26 protein-coding genes are annotated in these 23,488 nt (G+C 58.1%); 7 read left to right on the forward strand and 19 right to left on the reverse strand.

All coding sequences use genetic code 11. The features are described from left to right. The 6 genes from cheD to AC07OO_RS13055 all read right to left on the reverse strand — a co-directional run bounded on the left by cheD (position 1) and on the right by AC07OO_RS13055 (position 5,241). Positions 1-711, reverse strand: coding sequence for a chemoreceptor glutamine deamidase CheD (gene cheD / locus AC07OO_RS13030; protein WP_495082528.1), 711 nt, complete (start codon positions 709-711; stop codon positions 1-3). 68 nt (positions 712-779) lie between these two features. Then, a complete protein-coding gene (locus tag AC07OO_RS13035) occupies positions 780-1,610 on the reverse strand; it encodes a CheR family methyltransferase (RefSeq protein ID WP_495082529.1) in 831 nt (276 codons plus the stop codon). Between the two features lie 92 nt (positions 1,611-1,702). Then, a complete protein-coding gene (locus AC07OO_RS13040) occupies positions 1,703-2,188 on the reverse strand; it encodes a chemotaxis protein CheW (RefSeq protein WP_495082530.1) in 486 nt (161 codons plus the stop codon). Between the two features lie 25 nt (positions 2,189-2,213). Then, on the reverse strand, positions 2,214-4,334 hold the full coding sequence (locus AC07OO_RS13045) for a chemotaxis protein CheW (RefSeq protein ID WP_495082531.1): 2,121 nt from the start codon (positions 4,332-4,334) through the stop codon (positions 2,214-2,216). Between the two features lie 55 nt (positions 4,335-4,389). Then, a complete protein-coding gene (locus AC07OO_RS13050; RefSeq protein ID WP_209397797.1) occupies positions 4,390-4,752 on the reverse strand; it encodes a response regulator in 363 nt (120 codons plus the stop codon). Positions 4,753-4,797: 45 nt separating this feature from the next. Next, positions 4,798-5,241 carry a hypothetical protein gene (locus tag AC07OO_RS13055; RefSeq protein WP_495082532.1) on the reverse strand — a complete coding sequence of 148 codons (444 nt, stop codon included), beginning with the start codon at positions 5,239-5,241 and terminating at the stop codon, positions 4,798-4,800. 199 nt (positions 5,242-5,440) lie between these two features. Here AC07OO_RS13055 and AC07OO_RS13060 point away from each other — a divergent pair, with 199 nt between their 5' ends. Together AC07OO_RS13060 and AC07OO_RS13065 are read left to right on the forward strand one after the other, a co-directional pair. Further along, on the forward strand, positions 5,441-6,553 hold the full coding sequence (locus AC07OO_RS13060; RefSeq protein WP_495082533.1) for an ATP-binding response regulator: 1,113 nt from the start codon (positions 5,441-5,443) through the stop codon (positions 6,551-6,553). Then, entirely contained in the window at positions 6,550-7,179 is a 630-nt protein-coding gene (locus AC07OO_RS13065) for a response regulator (protein WP_495082534.1), read from the forward strand. Before AC07OO_RS13060 ends, AC07OO_RS13065 begins: the two co-directional genes overlap by 4 nt. Before the next feature lie 6 nt (positions 7,180-7,185). On the opposite strand, the gene fliR is transcribed toward AC07OO_RS13065, so the two are convergent. The 13 genes from fliR to fliF are packed head-to-tail and all read right to left on the reverse strand — an operon-like array spanning position 7,186 to position 18,115. Continuing rightward, a complete protein-coding gene (gene fliR / locus AC07OO_RS13070; RefSeq protein WP_495082535.1) occupies positions 7,186-7,956 on the reverse strand; it encodes a flagellar biosynthetic protein FliR in 771 nt (256 codons plus the stop codon). Positions 7,957-7,969: 13 nt separating this feature from the next. Then, positions 7,970-8,239, reverse strand: coding sequence for a flagellar biosynthesis protein FliQ (gene fliQ, locus AC07OO_RS13075; RefSeq protein WP_495082536.1), 270 nt, complete (start codon positions 8,237-8,239; stop codon positions 7,970-7,972). A gap of 19 nt (positions 8,240-8,258) precedes the next feature. After that, positions 8,259-8,984, reverse strand: coding sequence for a flagellar type III secretion system pore protein FliP (gene fliP / locus AC07OO_RS13080; protein ID WP_495083344.1), 726 nt, complete (start codon positions 8,982-8,984; stop codon positions 8,259-8,261). Positions 8,985-9,010: 26 nt separating this feature from the next. Next, positions 9,011-9,334 (reverse strand): FliO/MopB family protein, encoded by a 324-nt coding sequence (locus AC07OO_RS13085; RefSeq protein WP_495082537.1) that lies wholly within the window; start codon positions 9,332-9,334, stop codon positions 9,011-9,013. Positions 9,335-9,343: 9 nt separating this feature from the next. Continuing rightward, positions 9,344-9,787 (reverse strand): flagellar motor switch protein FliN, encoded by a 444-nt coding sequence (fliN, locus tag AC07OO_RS13090; RefSeq protein WP_495082538.1) that lies wholly within the window; start codon positions 9,785-9,787, stop codon positions 9,344-9,346. After that, positions 9,777-10,781 carry a flagellar motor switch protein FliM gene (gene fliM, locus AC07OO_RS13095; protein WP_495082539.1) on the reverse strand — a complete coding sequence of 335 codons (1,005 nt, stop codon included), beginning with the start codon at positions 10,779-10,781 and terminating at the stop codon, positions 9,777-9,779. Before fliM ends, fliN begins: the two co-directional genes overlap by 11 nt. Positions 10,782-10,802: 21 nt before the next feature. Then, a complete protein-coding gene (locus tag AC07OO_RS13100) occupies positions 10,803-11,399 on the reverse strand; it encodes a flagellar basal body-associated FliL family protein (protein ID WP_495082540.1) in 597 nt (198 codons plus the stop codon). Positions 11,400-11,456: 57 nt separating this feature from the next. Next, a complete protein-coding gene (locus tag AC07OO_RS13105; protein WP_495082541.1) occupies positions 11,457-12,815 on the reverse strand; it encodes a flagellar hook-length control protein FliK in 1,359 nt (452 codons plus the stop codon). Then, complete coding sequence (gene fliJ / locus AC07OO_RS13110; RefSeq protein ID WP_495082542.1) at positions 12,805-13,278, reverse strand: flagellar export protein FliJ; 474 nt, start codon at positions 13,276-13,278, stop codon at positions 12,805-12,807. Before fliJ ends, AC07OO_RS13105 begins: the two co-directional genes overlap by 11 nt. Positions 13,279-13,303: 25 nt before the next feature. Then, the gene (fliI, locus tag AC07OO_RS13115) at positions 13,304-14,722 is read right to left on the reverse strand and encodes a flagellar protein export ATPase FliI (protein ID WP_495082543.1); all 1,419 of its coding nucleotides are present in this window, start codon (positions 14,720-14,722) and stop codon (positions 13,304-13,306) included. Beyond that, on the reverse strand, positions 14,709-15,401 hold the full coding sequence (locus AC07OO_RS13120; protein ID WP_495082544.1) for a FliH/SctL family protein: 693 nt from the start codon (positions 15,399-15,401) through the stop codon (positions 14,709-14,711). The genes fliI and AC07OO_RS13120 overlap by 14 nt, the downstream gene beginning before the upstream one ends. After that, positions 15,401-16,405: a flagellar motor switch protein FliG gene (gene fliG / locus AC07OO_RS13125; protein ID WP_495082545.1), complete on the reverse strand. Its 1,005-nt coding sequence runs from the start codon at positions 16,403-16,405 to the stop codon at positions 15,401-15,403. Before fliG ends, AC07OO_RS13120 begins: the two co-directional genes overlap by 1 nt. Before the next feature lie 21 nt (positions 16,406-16,426). Continuing rightward, positions 16,427-18,115, reverse strand: a complete 1,689-nt coding sequence (gene fliF / locus AC07OO_RS13130) for a flagellar basal-body MS-ring/collar protein FliF (RefSeq protein WP_495082546.1) — start codon at positions 18,113-18,115, stop codon at positions 16,427-16,429. Positions 18,116-18,288: 173 nt separating this feature from the next. Between fliF and fliE the strand changes: the two genes are divergently transcribed. The 5 genes from fliE (at position 18,289) to AC07OO_RS13155 (ending at position 23,485) form a co-directional block, all read left to right on the forward strand. Next, positions 18,289-18,606 carry a flagellar hook-basal body complex protein FliE gene (gene fliE, locus AC07OO_RS13135; RefSeq protein WP_495082547.1) on the forward strand — a complete coding sequence of 106 codons (318 nt, stop codon included), beginning with the start codon at positions 18,289-18,291 and terminating at the stop codon, positions 18,604-18,606. Between the two features lie 123 nt (positions 18,607-18,729). After that, positions 18,730-19,503: a glucose-1-phosphate cytidylyltransferase gene (rfbF, locus tag AC07OO_RS13140; RefSeq protein ID WP_495082548.1), complete on the forward strand. Its 774-nt coding sequence runs from the start codon at positions 18,730-18,732 to the stop codon at positions 19,501-19,503. Beyond that, the gene (gene rfbG, locus AC07OO_RS13145; RefSeq protein WP_495082549.1) at positions 19,500-20,606 is read left to right on the forward strand and encodes a CDP-glucose 4,6-dehydratase; all 1,107 of its coding nucleotides are present in this window, start codon (positions 19,500-19,502) and stop codon (positions 20,604-20,606) included. The genes rfbF and rfbG overlap by 4 nt, the downstream gene beginning before the upstream one ends. An 8-nt stretch (positions 20,607-20,614) precedes the next feature. Further along, positions 20,615-21,940, forward strand: a complete 1,326-nt coding sequence (gene rfbH, locus AC07OO_RS13150; protein ID WP_495082550.1) for a lipopolysaccharide biosynthesis protein RfbH — start codon at positions 20,615-20,617, stop codon at positions 21,938-21,940. 30 nt (positions 21,941-21,970) lie between these two features. Then, positions 21,971-23,485, forward strand: a complete 1,515-nt coding sequence (locus AC07OO_RS13155) for a UxaA family hydrolase (protein WP_495082551.1) — start codon at positions 21,971-21,973, stop codon at positions 23,483-23,485. Positions 23,486-23,488: the final 3 nt, after the last annotated feature.

A 23,488-nucleotide genomic window follows, 5' to 3' on the forward strand; every position in this document is an offset into this window, starting at 1 on the left:
TCAAAACAGATCGACAGATCCACCTGCGTTGGACTTGGCCACGCTGGCAGCATTGCCGCGGCGCTCTTCGACCGCCAGCGTCTCGGGATGCGAATGGGCTAATCTCTTAACCAAGGCCTTGCCGGTCACCGGAAAAAAACACACTTTACGCGGATGAATGTCCAATACGTCCTGCGATACGACAGGAATTCGTTCTGTGGACAGATAGTCGAGGACGAACTGGGTATTGCGCTCACCCACATTCATGGTCGTGAACCCTGCCATGACCTGAGCCCCACCGAATATCTTGGCCTGCATGCTTTCCCGTCTGGCACCAAGCTTGAACATCTCATTAATTAACAACTCCATGGCAAAGGAGCCATAGCGCCCCGATCCCTCGCCACCATCACCATCGGGCAACATGAAATGGTTCATCCCTCCGGTCCGCGCCTTGCCATCCCAGATGCAGGCTGCAATACAAGACCCCAACACTGTCATCACAACCAGGTCCTCGTTAGAAACGAAGTACTCACCAGGCAATACCTTCACGGCATCGTATTGGAAGTGATGATCGGCATAGAAGAAGGATGCCTCCCCCGGCTTACGCGACTGGGCCTTGAGCTGATCAACCCGTGACACGCGCCCATTAGCAAGAATTTTGGTGGCCGGAGCGGCATTTGCCCCCAAGGCTCTTCCCACGGACGACTCAACACTGTATTGGGGCAGATTCATGTAAACCTTGTTATCAGTGAAACTAAACCAGCCAAGGCTCCCTCAATCAATTCATATTCAAGGGCGCATTAGCGTCTTTCGTATACCGTCTTTCCCTTCAGCACGAACAAATCACGGGAGTCGCTGAAATTCTCAGCATGTCCAACAAAGAGCAAGGCTCCCGGCTTCATGACCTTATAAATACGCTCAAGCACCCTGCGCTGGGTTTCAGCATCAAAGTAGATCATTACATTCCGACAAAAAACAACGTCGAACGGCTCCTTGAACGGCCAATCGTCCCTGATCAGGTTTACCATCAAGAACTCAATCATCCGGGACAACTCCGGCTTGACTCGCACCATACCGTCGTTTCCGCCCTTACCTCTCAAGAAAAAGCGTTGCATCCGACTGTGGTCTATCCCCTTCATGCCATCCAAACGGTACACCCCCTGGGCAGCAGACGCCAATACTTTGGAGTCGATATCACTTGCGAGCAAAGAAAATTTCGGATTCTGCCCCAGAGCTTCCAGCGCAGTCATGACGATTGAATACGGCTCCTCACCGGTCGACGCGGCGCTGCACCAAACTCGCCAAGGAGTCCCCACTGGCTTTGATTTCAAAAGATCCGCAAAAATCTCAAAATGGTGGTGCTCACGGAAAAAAGACGTCAAATTTGTCGTTAGCGCATTAATGAACTCTTGCCACTCCGGACTCTCGGCAGACTCCAACCACCCTAGGTAATCTCGGAAGCTTTGGTGTCCGGTTTCGCGGAGTCGCCTCGAGAGACGGCTGTACACCATCGCGTGCTTGCCGTCATGCAAACTAATGCCCGCCCGCTTGTAAATCATCGCCTGAACCCGATCAAAGTCCGCATCCGTCCAAGCGAATTCACGACCTTGCACTCCGACTGACGAGCTCACATTCACTTCCGTTTCAGACAATTTCCAACGACACGCCGCGCCAAACTATTGCCGTATCCCCATCTGGCGCAACTCGACAATACACAAGACCGTCACTCAGCCCCCACCAGCCCCATATCTGGCGCGGACATAAGACGTTCGATATCTAGCAAAATCAGCATGCGGTCACCCAAGGAGCCCAGCCCCAGAACCGCCGCACTATCAATCACGCTATCGATATCCGGCGCGGACTTCAAACTCTCTGGAGGCAACTCCATGACATCACTTACGGAATCAACGACGATCCCCACGATACGGTGCCTCAGGTTCAAAATAATGACGACTGTGAAGGAGTTGTACTCTGCCTTAGAGCAGTTGAATTTCAACCGCATGTCGACGATGGGCACAATCGTGCCGCGCAAATTCACGACGCCTTTGATGAAGTTCGGTGCGTTTGCTACCCGTGTCGGTGGTTCATAACCACGAATTTCCTGGACCTTCAGAATGTCGATCCCGTACTCTTCTTGATCCAGGCGAAACGTCAGATATTCCCTGGCTTCGGAAGATGTTAGGTCGTCTACTTTTTCCATTGCACCCATATTGCCCTCCTTCTAGACCTAGGCATCAATGCCGCGAACGGCGCACCAGGGCACCTGTATCCAAAATCAGCGCTACCTTGCCGTCACCCAAGATGGTTGCACCAGAGACGTTGGGAACCTTCCGGTAGTTGGACTCCAGATTCTTAACAACCACTTGCTGCTGCCCCAGCAGTTCGTCCACCAGCAATGCCACCCGACTACCATCCGCTTCAACAACGACCATGATGTCGCAAGTTTTTTCGAAGTCGAACCGCGGGATCTGAAATATTTTCTCAAGCTCGATCACGGGCATGTATTCATCTCGCACCTTAACCAATTGAGAGCCTTGTCCAACCGTACTCACCGCATCCGCCTTTACCTGGAAGGATTCCACAACGGAAGACAGTGGGAGGATATAAACCTCTCCGCCGACCCCTACGGACATGCCATCCATAATGGCCAGCGTCAGCGGCAAGCGAACCGAGACCTTCATCCCATAGCCTTCAGCGGAGTCAATTTCCACCGTGCCATTGAGCGCTGCGATATTCTTCTTGACAACATCCATGCCAACGCCGCGCCCCGACACATCGGTCACGACCTCAGCCGTTGAAAATCCGGGAGCGAAGATCAACTGCCAAACCTCTTGGTCCGACATTTGGTCCGAAACATCCAAGCCCCTCTCTCTGGCCTTTGTCAGTATCCGTTGACGTGACATCCCCTTCCCGTCATCTCGCACTTCAATAACGATGGAGCCACCTTGGTGAGACGCAGACAAGGTGATGGTTCCGGTCTCGGGTTTACCAGCTGCCAGCCGTTCGGCTGGAGACTCCACGCCATGATCGCAGCTGTTGCGGACCAAATGGGTCAACGGATCTGTGATTTTTTCGACCAAGCCTTTGTCCAACTCCGTGGCTTCCCCTTGTGTCACAAAGTCCACCTTCTTGCCCAACTTACTCGCCAAATCACGCAACATCCGCGGGAACCTGCTAAACACGATGGACATGGGGATCATGCGAATCGACATGACGGACTCTTGCAAGTCACGCGTGTTTCGGTCCAAATCGGCCAAACCCGATAGCAGTTGCTGGTATACCGCAGGGTCTAATGCGCGGCTATTTTGCGCCAGCATCGCCTGCGTGATCACCAATTCACCGACCAAGTTGATCAACTGATCTACCTTGCTGATGGCAACACGGATTGTTGCAGCCTCTGGTTGAGCCGCGGCATTTGCGGCAGCTGACTTCGCTACTGGTGCCTTAGACGCCACTTTGGTATCACCCGCAGTTGCCGCAGGCGGCGCACCAGGCGCACCATCGAAAAAGCCAAAACCAGGAAAGGCGGCCAACGGAGCCCCCGGCGGCGGATCATCACTGCTCACTGCCGCGGTTTCAGAACCCGCCGCTTCCTCAGCGCTTGCACCGCTAGCCTCTATCGCCTTAATCTGAATATAGTCTCGTGAAACATGGAACGCGAATAGGTCCAGCAAGTCGTCGTCCGTGGACGCAGTCTCAACCGCAAAAAAACGCGTGTTTTTGGCGTCAGAGGGTAGCGAAGCGATTTCACCCAACCCAGGAATGTCTCTAAACAGCTCTTGCACCGCGTCGGCTTGCTCGGGGCGCTCCAATGGCCCTATGCGTATTTCCAGCGAGCGGGTTGTCTTAGTTTTGCTAGCTGCAGGCGCCGTCGGCGCTTTGGCGGCCTCGACTCGGGGTGCCGGAGGTGTGGATGCCGACACCGCAATGGTCTTTCCGGCGGCCAACTCACTGATGCGACGAACCAAATCACCTGTGGGCGTCGCCTCCCCCTCGCCCCCTGCTTGGTGCCGAGCCAGCAAGCTCCTGGACGCATCTGCCGATTCCAGCAATACATCCACCATCGTTGCGTTGGGATGCAGTTCGTGCCGACGCAGCTTGTCTAACAATGACTCCATTTGATGGGTTAGTTCGGCAACGTCCGCAAAGCCGAAGGTGGCCGCCCCCCCTTTGACCGAGTGCGCACAACGGAAAATTCCGTTCAGCACCTCATCGTCAGCAGTTTCCAGATTCAAATTGAGCAGCATCTGCTCCATTTGGTCCAGGTTCTCACCGGCCTCTTCAAAGAAGATTTGGTAGAACTGCGTTAGATCAAAATCACCATTCCCGCCGCTGTCTTGATGGGCTTCAGACATGCCAATCTCCTATTCTTTTTTATGGATCACGCCACGCATCTAATGATGATCGGAATCAGCGGATGACCTTTTTGATAACGTCCAAAAGCCTTGCCGGATCAAACGGCTTGACCAACCAGCCCGTTGCACCCGCGGCCCGGCCAGCCTGCTTCATCAAGTCGCTGGACTCGGTAGTCAACATCAAAATCGGAGTGGTCTTGAATTGTGGATGATCCCGCAACTTGCGAGTCAGACCCAATCCATCCAAACGGGGCATGTTCTGATCGGTCAGCACCAAGTCAAAGGATTGGGACTGCGCTTTTTCATAGGCATCCTGACCGTCGACCGCCTCTACCACCTGGTACCCGGCACCAGTCAAAGTAAACGACACCATCTTGCGCATGGAGGGTGAATCATCAACGGCGAGAATTAAAGGCATTTGAAGCTCCGACTGTTTCAGTGAGGTGTTATGGGTATAAAAAACTCAAAAAAGCTCAATAGAGCCCGCATCCATTTCGTCTTGTGTCACGGGGTTGGGGCGCTCCGGCACCTCCTCCACAAAAGGCACTGCCTCCCCATCTTCGACGCCCATGGATTCTGACGCCAAACGGTAGGCGCATCCTTGCAGAATCTTAGAGGTATGGATGATCAACTGCGAGGCCATATCCTGGAACTGCAACTCTGTCACCGCCGCGCGCAGCGTACTGCGCACATCGTCTAGTTCCTTCGAGTTCATCAATTCGGGGGTGGCTAAGTTCGCGCTTGCGCTGGTGAAGCGCTCCATAAGGTTTTCCATGGTGTGCGCAAGTAGGCCGTCGAGTCTGCTCAGGTCATGCACCACCACCAGCAAAGAGTCCTGTACTTCGGCGACGAGCATGACCGGCATCTGCACAGCGGGGACAGTAGGCGTTGTCAATGATGGCTGCATTGTCATATGTCCTAATTAACCAGACTCCGCATCGGCCCCAACTCCGTTTTTTGTAGCCGATACGTCACATGCTACTAGATTAGCAGGAAACAGTAGCGTTGGGGAACTTTTGCTATCTCGTACGACAATATACGCGCGGCAATGGCTTGCTCAGCCTCTCTCGCGTGACCCATAATCGAACACCACCGCACCCAAGAAAATGGACACTCGCCCTGCAGCTACTCCGTTGCGTATTCTCCATTTGGAAGATTCGGTACAAGACCATCGCCTGGTCTGCCGGGCGCTTGATACAGCAACGCTCCCCTATGCCATCACCCGTGTTGATACGTTACTTGCGTTCTCGGAACTAGCTGCATCGGGTAGCTACGACTTGATACTTGCTGACTACCGTTTGCCCGGCTTCACTGCAGTGGACGCGTGGACGGCGCTTCCACAAAGCAGTGGCAGGCCTCCTGCCATACTGCTGTCCAGTGCAATTGGCGAAGCTGCAGCGGTAGCCGCTATCCACCTGGGCATCAGCGACTATTTGCACAAAGACGATCTGAGCCGTCTAGAGCGCGTGATTTTGCGCACCATGGAGGTACATAGAACCCATCAGGCAAAGGAGAAGTCGGACCAGGAGCTAGCCTTATCCGAAAAGCGCCTGTCAGAATTGACGGGCTACCTCCAAACAGCCATTGAGCGAGAGAGGGCGGCGATCTCCCGCGAAATCCATGACGATATCGGGGGCTCACTCGCAGCCGCCAACCTCGATCTAGCCTGGATCGCCCGCCATGGAACAGAACCGGCCATGCAAGCTCACGTCCAAGCGGCCACAGACATGATCCAACATGCACTAGGAGCTAGCCAGCGCATCATGATGAGTCTGAGGCCTTCCATTTTGGACCAAGGATTATTCGCGGCTGTGCAATGGCTGGCGTCCGGTTTCGAGCGCCGCACCGGTATTAAAACCATTTTGCGTGCCAACAACGAAAATCTATGCCCCGAAAAACCGGTTCAACTTACCGCCTACCGCACGGCGCAAGAAGCGTTGACCAATATTTCAAAGTATGCCCGCTGCAGCCTGGTTCAAATCGAGATTTCCGATGCGGAGGACTTCCTGACCATGGAAATCAGCGACAACGGTATCGGGATTGCTGAGCCAGAGATGCTCAAACCCAATGCGTTTGGCATTCGCGGCCTTCACGAACGCGCAAAAACCGTAGGTGGTTGGTTGGATATCAGCACCAAGCAAGGGACTGGTACTTCCGTGATACTGTCAGTACCGTTGACGGCATCCGCAAAACTTGCCCCAGAGGCGCAGTTCAAATGATTAAGGTGATTCTTTGCGATGACCACGCTATGGTTCGCCGCGGCATCCGAGACACGTTGGCGGAGGCGGTGGATATACAGGTTGTTGGCGAGGCTGGCAGCTACTCAGAAGTCAGAGCCTTGATGCGCGCAACGCTGTGCGATGTCCTGATCCTGGATCTGAATTTGCCGGGCAGAGGGGGATTGGACGTGCTGGCCAGCCTGCGTGAAGAGAGTTCCCCTGTCAAAGTGTTGATCGTATCAATGTTCGCCGAGGACCAATACGCCATCCGATGCTTACGCGCTGGCGCAGATGGCTATCTGAACAAGGCCGGAGATCCTGGTCAATTGGTTCCCGCAGTGCGCGCTCTGGCCAAAGGTCGCAAATACGTCACACCAGAGATTTCGGAAATGCTGGTGGACAACCTGGCTTCGCCCAGCCCAGTGTCTTTGCATGCTACTTTGTCCGAGAGGGAGTTGCAGACTTTGCTAAAAATCGCCTCTGGCAAAAGGCTCTCTGACATCGCCGAAGAATTGATGCTCAGCCCCAAAACCGTCAGCGTCTACCGCGCGCGCTTGCTGGAAAAGCTAAAACTGTCCAACAATGCCGAGCTTGCGGTGTACGCCATCCGCAACGAGCTGGTCTGATATTCGTCAATTGCTGGCCGAAAAGACGTCTATGGACCGCTCCAACAGCACCATGAAGGGCTGATCCAGCATAGGCAAAGTCAGCGCAATGCCGATCAAGCCCACTGCCAAAGTAATCGGAAAGCCGACGGCAAAGATGTTCATCTGCGGGGCCACCCTGGACACAATGCCCAAGGCAAGATTGGCGAACATCAGCAAGCCCACCATCGGCAGGGCAATCCACAGCGCACTGGCAAAGAGGTCTGTGCCCAGGCGTTGCAGCTTCATATGGGACAGCGTTTCCAGGAAATTCTGGTCTACCGGAAATGACTGGAAGCTTCGGGTAATGGCAAACAAGACCATCAAATGCCCGTTCAGTGCAAGGAAAAGCAATGACGTCATTTGGCCAAAAAAACGGGCTACCGCACTGGATTGCGCGCCAATCGTCGGGTCAAAGAAGGCCGCGAAATTGAGCCCCATCTGAAACCCCACCACCTCCCCCGCCAGCTCCACTGCGGCAAAGACCACTCGCACAGCAAAGCCGATTGCCAGCCCCACCCCGACCTGCTGGACCACAACGCCCAACGCCATAGGGTCGTTGAAGCCTATGGGCGGCAAATTGGGCAGACTGGCTTGGGCGGCCAGCGCAACAAAAAAAGCCAGCGCAACTTTGGCGCGCAGGGGAATCGCCCGCGAAGAGAAAACCGGAGCGGCAGTGAATACCGCCAAGGTACGCAGAAACGGCCAAAAAATGGGCGACACCCAGGCAGCAAGCTGCGCCTCTGTAATAGAGATCACGGGCTACCGACCATCAAGCCACCGCCCCTGGTATGGCCTCTATGGTTCGCCGGATGTACTCAACCAGCATGGTCAGCATCCAGGGGCCGGCGATTGCAAACACTGCGATCACGGCAATCAGCTTGGGCACAAAGGCCAAGGTCGCCTCGTGGATCTGGGTCACCGCCTGGAACAAACTGACCAACAGCCCTACCACCAGGGCTGTTCCCAAAACGGGGGCAGACACCATCAGCAGCATCAGTAAAGCATCTTGCCCCATCGTCAAGACCATTTGCGCGTTCATAGCCGAGCCCTCGTCAACATCAGGTCACAAAGCTAGCCGCCAGCGAACCAATCAATAGATTCCAACCGTCAGCCAACACAAACAGCATCAATTTGAAGGGCAGCGCCACCAATACAGGCGACAACATCATCATGCCCAGGGACATCAGCACACTCGCCACCACGATATCGATAACCAGGAATGGAATAAAGATCATGAAGCCGATCTGAAACGCTGACTTCAGCTCGCTGATCACGAAGGAAGGTACCAAAACCCGCATGGGCGCCGTATCGGCTTTGACACCCGGCGCCAATTTCGCCAATTTGGCGAACAGAGCGAAATCCGACTGCCGTGTCTGTTTCACCATGAAACTGCGAATCGGAGCCTCTCCTCTTTCCAGGGCTTGCTCGAAGGTAATCGTATTCTTGGTCAAAGGAACATAAGCATCGGCGTACACACGGTCCAGGGTCGGCCCCATCACAAAGAAAGTCAAGAACAAAGAAAGCCCCACAATGACTTGATTGGGAGGCGATGACTGCGTTCCTAAGGCTTGGCGCAACAGCGATAGCACAATGACAATCCGGGTGAAGCCGGTCATCATCAGTAGAACCGCGGGCAGGAAAGACAATGCCGTGAAGAACAGCAGCGTCTGGATCGGCACGGAAAAACTCATATTGGAGCCACCGGTTCCCACCAGCAGGGGCAGTTGCCCCGATGTCTGTGCCGCAACCGTACCGTGCAGAGTGACCAGCGCCAGCCCCAACAATGACTTGCCGATGTGTGCGTGGCGATTCAAAGCTTATCTCCTGAATCGGCGCGGACGATCATCGCCGCCCCCGCGTCGCGACGCTCCGAAGCCTCAACGTCAATGCTGTGGAGGCAAGAAATGGCTTGTCCCGTGATCCCCAAAGTGAGCCATACCCGCTTGCCCTCAGGCCCCACCTCCACTGTGACCACGCGTTGCTGCGGGCCTACGGCCAGCGCAGAGATAAAACGCAACTGCCCATTCCCGTCGGCATAGCGGCCAGGGTAGCGCTGTTTAACCCACTTCAAGGCTGACGGCAGACACACCAGTACCGCCAGGAAAGCACCAACCAATAGCCAAGACTGTGTCATCGCGCCCCGTCAACTCTTACTGACCCGACGCAGGCGCTCTGATGGCGTAACCACGTCCGTCAAGCGGATACCAAATTTGTCGTTGACCACGACCACCTCACCCTGGGCAATCAGATAGCCATTCACCAATACATCCATGGGTTCGCCAGCCAAAGCATCCAGCTCGACGACCGACCCCTGACCCAATTGCAGAATGTGTTTGATCGGCACCTTGGTCCGCCCCAACTCCACCGACAGTTGCACCGGAATGTCCAACACCATATTGATGTCGTGCACCGGGGCGTCGCCTCCGCCCGTCATGGACGAGAATGGCTTGGGGGCCTCTCCGGCCAATACCCCGCCCTGTGATTCACTCGCGCTTGGCTCGGTCGCCTTTTGCTCCAGCAGGGCTTCCGCCCAGTCGGCCATGCCGTCATCGGCAGCCGCTTCGTCAGGTTTGTCTTCAGATGCCATTACTTTCTCCTAACCAGTTTTGGTCATTGCCCCGCAAGGCCTTGTCGATGCGAATGGCGTATTTGGAATTGTGGGTGCCGTACTGGCATTCAAAAACGGGCACGCCATCGACAGAGGCCTGAATCTTGGGCTGCCTATCCAATTCGATGAAATCGCCCTTCTTCATAGCCAGCAATTGCTCAATCGTCGCATCGGCACGCGCCAACTCCGCCACCAGCGTAATCTCCGCCGCCTGAATTTCCCGGGTCAACAGATTGACCCAGCGCCGGTCTACCTCAATCGAGTCGCCCTGAGTCGATGAGTACAGCACATCCCGGATAGGCTCCAGTGTGGAATAGGGGAAGCAGAAGTGAATGGCGCCGGTAATGTCACCAATTTCAAGTTGGAACGACGTCGAAATGACGATTTCGCTGGGCGTTGCAATGTTCGCAAACTGCGGCTGCATCTCGGAACGCTGGTAATCCAGCTCCAAGGGATATATGCCCTTCCAGGCCTTTTTGTACTCAGCCGTGATCACATCCACCAAACGGTTGATAACCCGCTGCTCGGTCGCAGAAAAGTCGCGCCCCTCAATGCGGGTCTGAAACTTACCTATGCCGCCATACAGGGTGTCGATCACGCCAAACACCAGGGCCGGCTCGCAAACGATCAAGCCACTGCCGCGCAGGGGGCGGATGGCCACAATATTGAAGTTGGTGGGCACCGCCAATTCACGCAAAAAAGCGCTATAGCGCTGCACAGTGACCGGGCCGACCGAAATTTCCGGGCTTCGGCGTATGAAATTGAACAAGCCAACCCGCAGATTGCGGGTGAACCGCTCATTGACGATTTCCATGGTGGGCATGCGCCCACGAACAATTCTTTCCTGGCTGGAAATGTTGTAGGTACGGACCTCTCCGTGCTCAGCCGCCTCTTCGACCGTCTTCTGGCTTTCGCCAGTGACGCCTTCGAGAAGGGCATCTACCTCTTCCTGCGAAAGAAACGATTCACTCATATATAGATACCTGTGAGACCGCTATTGAACAATAAAACTGGAGAACAACACGCCCACAACCGGGAACTCCGCATGTGCAGCCTTCTTCGCGGTGGCCTTTTTCTTCTTCTTGGGGGGAGCCTCTTCAGCGTGCTCATCGTCATCGTCATCACCGCCCCCAAAGGGTTTGGCGGTTTCCCGCAAAATATCCTTGGCCAGCTTTTGCTTGCCTTCTGCGGACAGCAGTTGCTCGGCCGTCCTTTGCGATATCAGCATCAGCACGCCGCTGCGTATAGTGGGCAGAAATAGTTTGACAGTGTCTACAGCATGGGCGTCGGTCACTTCGAGGGTAACACCGACCTGCGCAACCCGCTCGCCACCCGGATCCGCCAAATTCACCACCATGTTCTCCAACGGCAAATAGGCAGGCGGGGTTTTGGGGGCGGCGTGGGCAGCCGACTTGGCCGGACTGGCCTCTTCCCCTTCTTCTGCAGCTGCGCGCTGCTTGCTGATATAGAAAAACGCTCCCCCGCCCCCCAGCGCCAATACCAGCGCCGCCGCAACGATGATGATCAGCAGTTTCTTGCTTTTGGCGGGCGCCTTGCCATCGCCGTCGTCCGCATCAGGTTTGGCTGCCACATTTGCTCCTTATTAGTTCGTCCGGTTTTGGCCTTGATGGTGACACATTCCCAATCCTTACACAAAGAGATCGAGTGCCCCACCCGCAACGCGCCCACCGCCCGTGCGCTCCAGACGCGCGGGTTGTACCGAAGCCACACCGGACTGTCGCGCACCTTGGCGCGACTTCCGATCGGGGTCTCCGGAGTCACGGGAACCGGTGCCTGCTGTGCCCACCGACACACCCGAAAGCACCAAGCCTTCGCGCTGCAACATATCCTTTAAATGCAGACTGGCGTTTTCCAAAGCAGCCCGCGCCTGCAACTCATCGGAACGGAAAGCAACATGGGCCTCGTTTCCCTGCATACGGATGCTGACCTCCACGGGCTTGTCGCCAATGCCATCCAGCTTCATTTCCGCATTTTGGACGTCATTAGAAATCCAATACGCGACCTTCTCCGCCACATAGGTGTCCGTAGAGGTCACCGGCTCTGGCGCGCCGGGTGACAAACCATTGGAGGCCGACGGCAGGTAAGACTGGCCGACCGCTGGGCTCTCCGTTGCATGCGTGCGCAGCGTTGGACGCTCCCGGGCACCGTCCTCACGGCGCGCAGTTACCACTGTATTGACCGCAGCCAAAGCGGTAGCGACCGGCGACAGCGGTGCCTCCGTGGTCAGCTTTTGTAAAAGCTGCGTCTGGCGAGTGTCTGCCGCTTGGGTCGTTGCCTCGGCGGGTGCAGCGAGTGCGGCTTGCGCCGATGCCAACCGTGCCAACACGTCCTTTTGCGCTTTGGAGGCTTTGCCCGCCAACTCCGTGGCAGCGTCGCCGAGCGAGGCCATCAGTGTTGCAGCTTCGGGCTTGGCCTGCAGGTCCATGGGTTTGCCCCGCCCCGCAGAACCATTGGCAACGCCGGCAATAGCACCTGCACCGGTTTGCTCGGCGTTTGGGGTTGGCGTGGTGGACCATTGGGCTGCCTGCGCCAACAATGCGGAGGCATCCAGCGACATGTCAGTGGGCATTGCGGCATCGACAGTCGATGCCAGTGCAACGGTCACATCGGCAGCGCCGGCCTGCAAGAGTTTGCCAAGGGCGGCGTCTGCGCTGGCGTCGCCATCGGACGCCGCGTCAGTGGTCTTGTCCACATCCATCAACTCCCCTGCACCCGGTTTACGCGCGCCTTTCGCGGCGCCAGTCGACCGTGCCAGGGCGGCCAGGGTAGCGGCAGCCGAACCGGCTCCGGGCTGGCCAGCATCGGCCAAAGTGCCCGCTGCAGAAACAGCCAGATCCGATGCGTCCAGTGACGCCAAAACCGCCATGAAGCCCCCCGCACCCCCTACCCCATGCCCATGGGTATGGCCCGCAGCCCCTTTGGGGTGCTTGGATTCGGTCGCGGCAGGGCGAGAAGTGTTCTGTGTAGAACTGGTTTCAATGCTCATGTTTTTCTCCACTCATAGGCAGTGTCCGATTGCGGGCATGCTGCATGGCTGCAAATTCATCGGTATGGCGCTGCTGACGCCTTTTTTGGGTTCGCGACAACTCGGCTTGGCGGGCTTCCAAAATCTGCTTCAAACCCATCAAGCGAAACTCGGCTTGCAGCAGTTGGGCCTTGGCCTGCTCCAATTGCGCTTCGGATTGGGCCAGCACGCCTGTCTGCATGGTGATCGCTTGCTGCAAGCGGTCCATGAACTGGTATTGGTGGCGCATCAGTTCGGCAGAAACACCGCGCATGGCCGTCCCGGTCCAGCGGGTGTCAGTGTCTGCGGCATAGCCTTGTAGCTGCGCCATTTGTGAGCGGGCATAGTCCAAACCGCGCTCCACCCGCGCGACGGCCTTCGCCATGGCGTCCCGATTCAGGGTCGCATGCTCAATGGCCAGCAAAACGCTTTTCAATGCGGACATGGTGGTCTCTTTGGCTTGTTCGGCTTCATGCACCCACCGTGCCCGAGTTCGTAGCGGCAAATAATTCGTCCAGCACATGCTCCGCAGGCGCCGCCTCGTACATGTCTTGCTGTAGGAACCGACTCATGCCGTCATGCAGCGCAATGGCCTCGTCCAAGGCCGGATCGGAGCCCTGCGCATAAGCGCCGATCTGCACAAGGTCGCGACCCCGTTCAAACTTCGCATAAATGGCCCGGAAACGCCTCGCCAGCTCGAAGTGCTCACGCGACACGACGTTATGCATCACGCGCGAGGCCGACTGCTCCACGTCGATAGCAGGGTAGTGACCAGATTCTGCCAACGGTCGTGACAACACGATGTGACCATCCAAAATGGCCCGCGCCGCGTCGGCGATGGGGTCCTGCTGGTCGTCGCCCTCGGTCAACACCGTATAGAACGCGGTGATGGAGCCAACGCCCTGCAGCCCGTTACCACTGCGCTCAACCAACTGGGGGAGCTTTGCAAAGCATGACGGCGGATAGCCTTTGGTGGCAGGCGGCTCGCCAATGGCCAAGGCGATTTCGCGCTGGGCCATGGCATAGCGGGTCAGCGAATCCATCAACAGCAGCACGTGCAGCCCTTGGTCTCTGAAACTTTCGGCAATGGCCGTGGCGTAGGACGCCCCTTGCAGACGCAGCAACGGTGGCGCATCGGCCGGGGCGGCCACGACGACCGAACGAGAGCGTCCCTCGGCCCCCAGGATGTCTTCAATGAATTCCTTGACTTCGCGGCCCCGTTCACCAATCAGTCCGACTACGATGACATCGGCTTCCGTGTAGCGGGCCATCATGCCCAGCAACACACTCTTGCCAACGCCAGAGCCGGCAAACAACCCAATACGCTGGCCGCGGCCCACCGTCAACAGCGCATTGATCGCCCGCACACCGGTATCCAGTGGCTGGCGCACCGGAGCACGGTCCATGGCATTGATGGGTTTGCGGTCCAGGGGTTTGGACACCACCTCGGTGATCGGGCCTTGGCGATCCATGGGCTGGCCCTGCGCATCCACGACGCGGCCCAGCAAGCCATTGCCCAAGGGCAACCGCAGCATGCCAGCGTCAAAGACCGATGCCGGGGTTGAAGCTTCTCCCAAGCGCGGCACAGGAATATAGGCGGCAGCGGGCGCCACGCCAGCGCCACTGGACAGGCCGTGCACGTCACCGGCTGGCATCAGAAAAGCCCTGTCACCAGCAAATCCAACCACTTCCGCCAGAACTGGCGTGCGTGCCTTCATGGACACCACGCACTGAGAGCCTACTGGCACCTGTATGCCGCGGGCCTCCAGCACCAGACCCGTCAAACGGGTCAGCGTGCCCCGCACCTCCAAAGCACTGTCACGCTCTACGCTGTGGCGTGCGCGCTGCAAGTATTCCGTCCAATCCAGCTTGGCTTCAGTCGTCTCCATGGTGCGCCTCCTCCCAAGACGATTCCAGGCCCAGCTTCGCGACCGTGCGGCTCCAGCGCTTTTCCAGCGTCCCATCGACCACCGTTCCGGCAGCCTCGACCAGACAGCCACCGCGGGTGATACTGGAATCAGCCAACAGCGTCAACGAAAGATTGGGAAACTCTTGGCGCAAAACGTCTTCCAGCACATCCAGATCCAGCGGATTCAAGCGCACCACAGCAGCCTTGGAGTCGGCTGCCAGCATGCCCAGGGCTTCGCGGATCACCGGCTGCAAGGCGTTGGGGTTGCTGGCCAATTCATGGCGCAGCACCTGGCGCGCCAGTTCACAGGCCAGCTCCAGCACCCCCTGGGCCATGACTTGCTGCGAATCGGCGATCTGCGCGCTGGCGGATTCAAACAACTGCAAATAGTGACGGGCGGCATCCTGCCCTTGCATCTCAATGTATTCGGTGATCTGCCGCTGCCCTTCCAGCGTGGCTTGGGCGTGACCCTGTGCATAACCGTCGGCAAAGCCGAGCTGGCGGGCGGCATCGTCGCGGACGCGCTCCTCAGCCTCCTCGCGGGCTTTGACCTTGGCCGCAAAAGCCACCGATGCCTGGTCCACCGCACCAAAGTCAAAGCCGATGACGGCCCCAATATCGGCGCTGGAAATAAAACGGCTTTGGTTGCTACGTGTCATCAGATCATGGCGTCTTCGCCACCTCCACCGCCAATGACAATCTGGCCTTCGTCGGCCAGGCGACGCACGATCTTGAGCACTTCCTTCTGCTGCGCCTCCACCTCGGACAGGCGCATCGGCCCGCGGGATTCCAGGTCCTCGCGCAGCGTGGCGGCGGCGCGGGACGACATATTGGCCAGAATCTTTTCCTTCAACTCCGGCTGAGCCCCCTTCAAGGCCACGATCAGCACATCGGACGACACTTCCTTCAGCACCATCTGGATGGCCTTGTCGTCCAGCTTGAGCACATCGTCGAACACGAACATCTTGTCCATGATCTTCTGGGCCAAGTCGGCATCGTGGTTGCGTATGGACTCGATGACGGTGCCTTCGATGGCGGTGCCCATCAGATTGATCATTTCCGCCGCTGTCTTGATACCGCCCAGAGACGACTTGCGGATCTTGTCGCCGCCCGCCAACACCTTGAACAGCACTTCGTTGAGGTCTTTCAGTGCCGTGGGCTGGATGCCTTCCATGGTGGCCACGCGCAGCATGACTTCGTTGCGTTGGCGCTCAGTCAAGTTTTTCAGTACGTCGGCGGCCTGGTCATAGTCCAGGTGCACCAGGATGGCGGCCACGATTTGCGGATGCTCGTTGCGAAGCAATTCAGCTACCGACAGCGGATCCATCCACTTCAGGCTCTCGATGCCCGAGACGTCGCCGCCCTGCAAGATACGGTCAATCAGCAGGGCTGCCTTGTCGTCGCCCAACGCCAGCTTCAGCACCGAGCGAACGTAGTCGCCGGAATTGGACACCAAGAGGCTTTGCGAAGCAGCCACACCAGTGAATTTGGTGACGACCTCGTCCACCCGCTCGCGCGTAATCTGCGTGGTCTTGGCAATCGCTTCGCCCAGCTTCTGCACCTCTTTGGGAGACAGGTGCTTGAACACTTCCGATGCTTCTGCCTCGCCCAGAGACATCATCAGAATTGCCGCATCTTGGAGACCGTCGTCTGTGGTTGCCATGGTGTTATTGTGCTTCGGCCGTCAGGCCGGTGCCTCGCCGTTCATCCACGTTTTGATGATGTTTGCCACTGCCGCGGGGTTGTCGCGGGTCAACTGGCGTGCATCCTCCAATTGTTTTTCGCTGGCCGTGACCTGCTCCGCTTCCTTGGCAGAGCCGGGACCACTCAGTTGCGGCCGCTCAGGCATATCTGATTCCACAGCGTCCAATTGGTTCATACCCATAGTGCCGCCAGTGGCACCGGCCACTGGCGCAGTCCCCATGGCTTTGATGGCAGGACGGATCACACCGCTCAACACCAACAGGCCGAACAATAGGGTCCCCAGCGGCCAGGCGAAGCTGCGGGCCAGGTCCACCACCTCAGGCTGGCGCCATATGGGAATGTCCGGCACTTCGATCTTTTCAGCAACGAAGGCTGCGTTCACCAGGTTCACCGAGTCGCCACGGTCCTTGTTGAAACCCACAGTTTCGCGCACCAGGGCCGTCATCTTCTCGATTTGGGCATCGGTCAGCGGGGTGCTGGTGGCTTTGCCCTTGTCGTTGGTTACGGTACTGTTGTTGACGACGACTGCGGCATTGATGCGCTTGACAATGCCGGACGCCCCTTTCACCACCCGGATGGTCTTGTCCACTTCGTAGTTGGTGATGGATTCGCGCTTGCCGCCACCGCCGGCTGCTGACTGGCCACCGGCCGACAGGTTTTGTGCGGCCCCATTGATAGGGGCGGACGCAGCACCCGGAGGCTGGTTGGTCGTGGCGCCTGGCACGCCTGAGGGCGGGCTGGTGCTGGCGCCATTGGTGCTTTCCACGACCTGCTGGCTGCGGATTGCGCTGCTGTCGGCTGATTGATTGGGCTTGTGTGACTCGGTGGTGGACTCGGTTTGCGAGAAATCCAGGTCCGCCGTCACCTGCGCCTTGACGTTGTTCCGGCCTACGATGGGCTCCAGGATGTCAAGAATCCGCTGACTGTACTGTTGCTCCACCTGGCGTACATACTGCAATTGCTCCGCGTCCGCGCCCAGGGCGCCTGCAGAACCGTCGGATGCACTGGAAAGCAATTTGCCTGTGTCATCCAGCACGCTGACGGCGGAAGGGCTCATCTCCGGTACGCTGGAAGCCACCAGGTGGATGATGCCGGCCAATTGGGTGCGATCGAGGTTGCGCCCTGGGTGCAGGCTGAGCAGCACAGAGGCCGATGGCTTTTGCTGCTCGCGGAAAAAACCGTTCTGATTGGGCAGCGCCAAGTGCACCCGGGCATTCTGTACGGACGACAAGGCCTGGATGGACCGGGTCAACTCCCCCTCCAAACCGCGCTGAAAGGTCAGGCGCTCCTGAAACTGCGTCATGCCAAAGCGGTTGGACTCCATCATCTCGAAGCCATTGACCGAACCCTTGGGCAGACCCAGCGATGCCAGCTTGAGGCGGGTGTCATGCACCCGATCGGCAGGCACCAGGATGGCGCCGCCGCCATCACCATGCTTGTAAGGCACGTTCAGCGTGCTCAGTTGGGCGATCACGGCACCGCCGTCCTTGTCGGAAAGATTGGAGTACAGGACGCGCCACTCCGCCTGGCGGCCCATGACCAAGCCCACAATGCCAATGGTCACAAACAGCACAATACCAAGCGCCAGACGCAGGCGCTGCCCTTGGTCCAGCGCGGCCAAACGCTGGGCCAGCGTGGGGTTGACGGGAACGGTGGCAACTACAGACATTTTGATTTCCGATGCAAGGGGCAAGGCTGGTCGCAGGACTGGGATTGATTATTCGACCCGGTTCCGAAAACATTAGGGCAATAAGCACCGGCTTTCCCCACCAATTCAAAATAATGCCCCCCTGGGGCGGGGAATAGGATTGCGGCACCCCAAAACAACCACGGAGATCCACCATGGATTTCAAGCTCAGCCCCGTAACCATGCCGACGACGGTACGCCCCAGCACCGGCGCACGCCCCGCCGCGTCCGCAGGCACCCAGGGGGTGGGCGGCGGCTTTGCCGGAGCCTTGAAGGGCGCATTGGGCTCGGTCAGCGCCGCGCAGAACGAGGCCACCCGCCTGCAGCAGGAAGTGCAGATGGAAAACCCCAAGGTCAGCCTGGAAGAAACCATGGTCGCCATTCAGAAGGCGCAAATCGGGTTCCAGGCTGCGCTGCATGTTCGCAACCGCATGGTTCAGGCTTACACTGACATCATGAATATGCAGGTTTAATCCCTGTCGCGGCAGCCTCCCGCGCCGAGCCACTTTAGACAAATAGGCCTCTAGCCCTCGTAGAATATGCGCAAGAAGCTATCAATCCAATAGCATTCACTACGACATGAAAGCAAATCCGCCATGAAGGCAGTCATTTTTGCCGGGGGCTTTGGAACCCGGATTTCCGAAGAAACCGACACCAAACCCAAGCCCATGGTCGAAATCGGTGGTAAGCCCATCCTATGGCACATCATGAAAATTTATTCGACCCATGGGGTCAATGAGTTTGTGATCTGCTGCGGCTACAAGGGCTACCAGATCAAGGAGTACTTCGCCAACTACTTTTTGTACATGTCGGATGTCACGTTCGATATGAGCAAAAACAGCATGGAAGTCCATCAGCGCAGCGCCGAACCCTGGCGTGTGACCCTGGTGGACACCGGCGAGAGCACGATGACCGGCGGACGCCTCAAGCGGGTGGCCGAACACATCCAAGGCGAAGATGCCTTCTGCCTGACCTACGGCGACGGTGTCAGCAATGTGAATATCACGGAACTGATCGCCTTTCACAAAGCGCAGAACGTAAAAGCGACCTTAACCGCGACCCTGCCGCCAGGCCGCTTTGGCGCTTTGCAATTCAATGGCCACAAAGTCAGCCAATTCATGGAAAAACCCCAGGGCGACGGCGCCATGATCAACGGCGGTTTTTTTGTGCTCTCACCCGACGTCTTGCAATACCTGGAAGGTGACGAAACCATCTGGGAGCGTGCACCACTGGAAACCCTGGCCCGTGAAGGTCAATTGGTGGCTTACCAGCACACCGGGTTCTGGCAGCCCATGGACACCTTGCGCGACAAGATTTTGCTGGAGGAGCTGTGGGCCAGCGGCAAAGCGCCGTGGAAGGTCTGGAAATGAAGCCTGCTTTCTGGTCAGGAAAGCGCGTTTTCCTGACCGGCCATACGGGGTTCAAAGGCAGTTGGCTGGCCCTGTGGCTGCAGCAGCTGGGCGCCCAGGTCACCGGCTTTGCGCTGGCCGCGCCCACACAACCTAGCCTGTTTGATGTGGCCCAGGTCGGCCAGAACATGCAATCGGTGCACGGCGATGTGCGTGACTTGCCCGCACTGATACGTGCCATGCAGGCCGCCCAGCCCGAAATCGTCATCCACATGGCGGCGCAATCCCTGGTGCGACTGTCCTACGACACACCGGTCGATACCTACGCCACCAACGTCATGGGCACCGTACACCTGTTGGAGGCTGTGCGCCAAACGCCGGGCGTCAAGGCCGTAGTCAATGTCACCACCGACAAGTGCTACGAAAACAAGGAGTGGGTCTGGGGCTATCGCGAAAACGAACCCATGGGTGGCTTTGACCCCTATAGCAATAGCAAGGGCTGCTCCGAACTGGTCAGCGCCGCCTACCGTTCGTCCTTCTTCAATCCGGCCCAGCATGGACAGCACGGCGTGGCCTTGGCCACTGCGCGGGCCGGCAATGTCATCGGTGGCGGGGATTGGGCCAAGGATAGGCTGATCCCCGACATCCTGGCGGCTTTTGAGGCCGGCCGGCAGGTGCCCATCCGCAACCCCCACGCCACCCGCCCCTGGCAACACGTGCTGGAGCCGCTGCGCGGCTACCTGACCCTGGCCGAGCGCCTCTACACCGACGGCCCAAGCTTTGCTGAAGGCTGGAACTTTGGACCGCACAGTGACGACGCGCGACCGGTCGAATGGATCGTCCGCCAGCTCGCGCAACGATGGGGGCAGGATGCGGCATGGCAAGTCGATGCGGGGGAGCACCCGCATGAAGCGTCCTATCTGAAACTTGATATTTCCAAAGCCGGCCATCGCCTGCACTGGCACCCCGTCCTGCGCCTGGACCAGGCCTTGGGCCTGATCGTGGATTGGGCCCGGGCACGCCAGTCTGGGGCCGATATGCGCAGCATCACCCAACAACAAATTGCCGCCTATCAAGCGCAGGCCTTGGCAAGCCCGCCCACCGGGGCCTGGACCGCGCAATAATTCCCTGTATGCAAAACGCCAAGACCCAAGCCCTGCGAGAGCAGATTTCCAAGCTCGTTGAAGAGTACGCAAGCATCGCGCTGGCCCCTGATCTGTATCTACCGGGGGCCACTGTCGTGCCGCCATCCGGCAAGCTGCTCGATGCGTCCGAACTGAAGAACATGGTCGAGGCCTCGCTAGATGGCTGGCTGACCACCGGGCGTTTCAACACCGAATTCGAGAAAAAACTGGCGGCCTTCATTGGCGTCAAGTACCTGATCACCGTCAACTCCGGTTCGTCGGCCAATCTGGTCGCCTTCAGCACGCTGACCTCGCCACGACTGGGGGCACGTGCCATCCAGAAGGGTGATGAAGTGATTGGCGTGGCGGCCGGTTTCCCGACCACCGTTAACCCCATCCTGCAGTTTGGCGCGGTGCCGGTTTTTGTGGACGTGGACCGCCTGACACACAACATCGACGCAGACAAGATCGAAGCCGCCATTGGCCCCAAGACCAAGGCCATCATGCTGGCCCACTCGCTGGGCAACCCATTCAATCTGGACGTGGTCACCGCGCTGTGCAAGAAGTACAACTTGTGGCTGGTCGAGGACTGCTGCGACGCGCTGGGCAGCACCTACCGCGGCCAGATGGTTGGCACCTTTGGCGACATCGCCACGCTGAGCTTCTACCCGGCCCATCACATCACCATGGGCGAAGGCGGCGCGGTGTTCACCAACAATGAAGAGCTGAAAAGCATTGCCGAGAGCTTTCGCGACTGGGGCCGCGACTGCTATTGTGCACCCGGCAAGGACAACACCTGCGGCAAGCGTTTTGACTGGCAATTGGGCACCCTGCCGCACGGTTACGACCACAAATACACCTACAGCCACCTGGGCTACAACCTCAAGATCACCGACATGCAGGCCGCTTGCGGCTTGGCACAGCTGGAAAAGGCCGAGGCCTTCATCCGCGCGCGCCGGGCCAACTTTGCATTCCTGAAGGAGCGGCTGAAAGACTGCGAAGAATTCGTCAACCTGCCGCAGGCTACCGAACACTCCGATCCTTCGTGGTTCGGCTTTCCGATCACGCTGAAGGACAACTGCCCGGTCTCGCGCCTTGATCTATTGACCTACCTGGACCAAAACAAGGTGGGCACTCGGCTACTGTTTGCCGGCAATCTGACACGCCAGCCCTACATGGTGGGCGCCAACTACCGTGTCAGCGGTGACCTGACCAACACCGACAATGTCATGAACAACACCTTCTGGATAGGTGTGCAACCCTCGCTGACACCCGAGATGCTGGAGTTTGCAGCACGCAAGATCGAGAGTTATTTGGGCGTTGCGTTTGAATAAGCCACTGAGCGCTGTACTGTGAGCCAAACCGTGAACAAGCTGATTGTTTTGCATCCTTCGGACGACGTCGGGATCTGCCGTACGCAACTCATAGGCGGTGCTCAGGTCGAGGGGCTGACGGTTCGAGGCATCATTCCTGCGGGGCATAAGGTGGCGTTGCGCGCCCGCGCCGTGGGAGAACCCGTACACCGCTACAACCAGATCATCGGCTTCGCAACCCGCGCCATTGCGGCGGGGGAGCATGTGCACACCCACAACCTGGGCATGGGTGACTTTGAACGCGACTATGCGTTTGGCGCCGACGCCAAGCCTGCCTCCATGCCACTCCAAGCGCAATTCATGGGCATACGCCGTGCAAACGGCGCGGTGGCCACCCGCAACTACATCGGCATTCTGTCCAGCGTGAATTGCTCCGCGACGGTCGCACGCGCCATTGCGGACCATTTCGCGCTATCACGAGCAGACAGCCCCTTGCACGACTACCCCCAGGTAGATGGCGTGGTGGCCCTGACCCATGGAACCGGCTGCGCCATGGACAGCGATGGCTTGGGCATGCAAATCTTGCAACGCACCCTGCACGGCTATTGCGTACACCCGAATTTTGCTGCGGTGCTGATCATAGGATTGGGCTGCGAGTCCAACCAGCTTTCTGCCCTGCTCTCCAGCGGTGGCTTGGCACATTCGGCGCAGTTCCAGTCCTTCAACATCCAGGACACCGGCGGCACCGCCAAATCGGTTGCGCAAGGCATAGATATCGTGCGCAGTTTCTTGCCTCAAGCCAATGCGGTTACCCGCGTGCGTTGCGGCGCGGAGCATTTGACGGTAGGGCTGCAATGCGGCGGATCCGACGGCTACTCTGGTATCAGCGCCAACCCAGCGCTGGGTTTTGCCTCGGATCTGCTGGTGGCCCATGGCGGTACCGTCATCCTGAGCGAGACCCCTGAAATCTACGGCGCCGAACATCTGCTGACCCGGCGCGCCGCACGGCCCGAAGTTGGTGAACAATTGCTCAAGCGGATTCAATGGTGGGAAGCCTATGTCGCATCGCAACAGGGAACCATGGACAACAACCCGTCCCATGGCAATAAGGTTGGCGGCCTGACCACCATACTGGAAAAGTCGCTGGGCGCGGTCGCCAAAGGGGGCACGACCAACTTGCAAGCCGTCGTGGAGTATGCGCAACCCGTAAAGACCCATGGATTGGTCTTCATGGACACGCCAGGCTACGACCCGGTCAGTGCCACAGGCCAAGTCGCCGGTGGCGCCAATCTGATCTGCTTCACGACAGGGCGCGGCTCCGCCTACGGCTGTGCACCGGCACCATCCCTGAAGCTATCCACCAATACGGCACTGTGGCAACGCCAGCAGGAAGACATAGACCTCAATTGCGGCGGCATCATCGACGGCGACAGTACCGTGGCAGAAATGGGCGCACGCATCTTCGCCAGCTTCCTGGAAACCGCGTCCGGGCAAAAGACCAAGAGCGAGATCCACGGCTATGGCCAAAACGAGTTTGTGCCATGGCAATTGGGAGCCACGATGTAACGA

This window comes from Rhodoferax sp. GW821-FHT07G04, from assembly GCF_059418585.1.

Excerpts from the sequence above, each read along its gene's own strand:
- fliQ (WP_495082536.1), bottom strand. The coding sequence starts at position 8,239 with ATGAACGCGCAAATGGTCTTGACGATGGGGCAAGATGCTTTACTGATG.
- fliF (WP_495082546.1), bottom strand. The coding sequence starts at position 18,115 with ATGTCTGTAGTTGCCACCGTTCCCGTCAACCCCACGCTGGCCCAGCGT.
- AC07OO_RS13105 (WP_495082541.1), bottom strand. The coding sequence starts at position 12,815 with ATGAGCATTGAAACCAGTTCTACACAGAACACTTCTCGCCCTGCCGCG.
- fliN (WP_495082538.1), bottom strand. The coding sequence starts at position 9,787 with ATGGCATCTGAAGACAAACCTGACGAAGCGGCTGCCGATGACGGCATG.
- rfbG (WP_495082549.1), top strand. The coding sequence starts at position 19,500 with ATGAAGCCTGCTTTCTGGTCAGGAAAGCGCGTTTTCCTGACCGGCCAT.
- AC07OO_RS13065 (WP_495082534.1), top strand. The coding sequence starts at position 6,550 with ATGATTAAGGTGATTCTTTGCGATGACCACGCTATGGTTCGCCGCGGC.
- AC07OO_RS13055 (WP_495082532.1), bottom strand. The coding sequence starts at position 5,241 with ATGCAGCCATCATTGACAACGCCTACTGTCCCCGCTGTGCAGATGCCG.
- fliE (WP_495082547.1), top strand. The coding sequence starts at position 18,289 with ATGGATTTCAAGCTCAGCCCCGTAACCATGCCGACGACGGTACGCCCC.
- fliG (WP_495082545.1), bottom strand. The coding sequence starts at position 16,405 with ATGGCAACCACAGACGACGGTCTCCAAGATGCGGCAATTCTGATGATG.
- fliM (WP_495082539.1), bottom strand. The coding sequence starts at position 10,781 with ATGAGTGAATCGTTTCTTTCGCAGGAAGAGGTAGATGCCCTTCTCGAA.
- AC07OO_RS13085 (WP_495082537.1), bottom strand. The coding sequence starts at position 9,334 with ATGACACAGTCTTGGCTATTGGTTGGTGCTTTCCTGGCGGTACTGGTG.
- rfbF (WP_495082548.1), top strand. The coding sequence starts at position 18,730 with ATGAAGGCAGTCATTTTTGCCGGGGGCTTTGGAACCCGGATTTCCGAA.
- rfbH (WP_495082550.1), top strand. The coding sequence starts at position 20,615 with ATGCAAAACGCCAAGACCCAAGCCCTGCGAGAGCAGATTTCCAAGCTC.
- AC07OO_RS13050 (WP_209397797.1), bottom strand. The coding sequence starts at position 4,752 with ATGCCTTTAATTCTCGCCGTTGATGATTCACCCTCCATGCGCAAGATG.
- AC07OO_RS13040 (WP_495082530.1), bottom strand. The coding sequence starts at position 2,188 with ATGGGTGCAATGGAAAAAGTAGACGACCTAACATCTTCCGAAGCCAGG.
- fliJ (WP_495082542.1), bottom strand. The coding sequence starts at position 13,278 with ATGTCCGCATTGAAAAGCGTTTTGCTGGCCATTGAGCATGCGACCCTG.
- AC07OO_RS13060 (WP_495082533.1), top strand. The coding sequence starts at position 5,441 with ATGGACACTCGCCCTGCAGCTACTCCGTTGCGTATTCTCCATTTGGAA.
- fliI (WP_495082543.1), bottom strand. The coding sequence starts at position 14,722 with ATGGAGACGACTGAAGCCAAGCTGGATTGGACGGAATACTTGCAGCGC.
- AC07OO_RS13120 (WP_495082544.1), bottom strand. The coding sequence starts at position 15,401 with ATGACACGTAGCAACCAAAGCCGTTTTATTTCCAGCGCCGATATTGGG.
- AC07OO_RS13045 (WP_495082531.1), bottom strand. The coding sequence starts at position 4,334 with ATGTCTGAAGCCCATCAAGACAGCGGCGGGAATGGTGATTTTGATCTA.
- cheD (WP_495082528.1), bottom strand. The coding sequence starts at position 711 with ATGAATCTGCCCCAATACAGTGTTGAGTCGTCCGTGGGAAGAGCCTTG.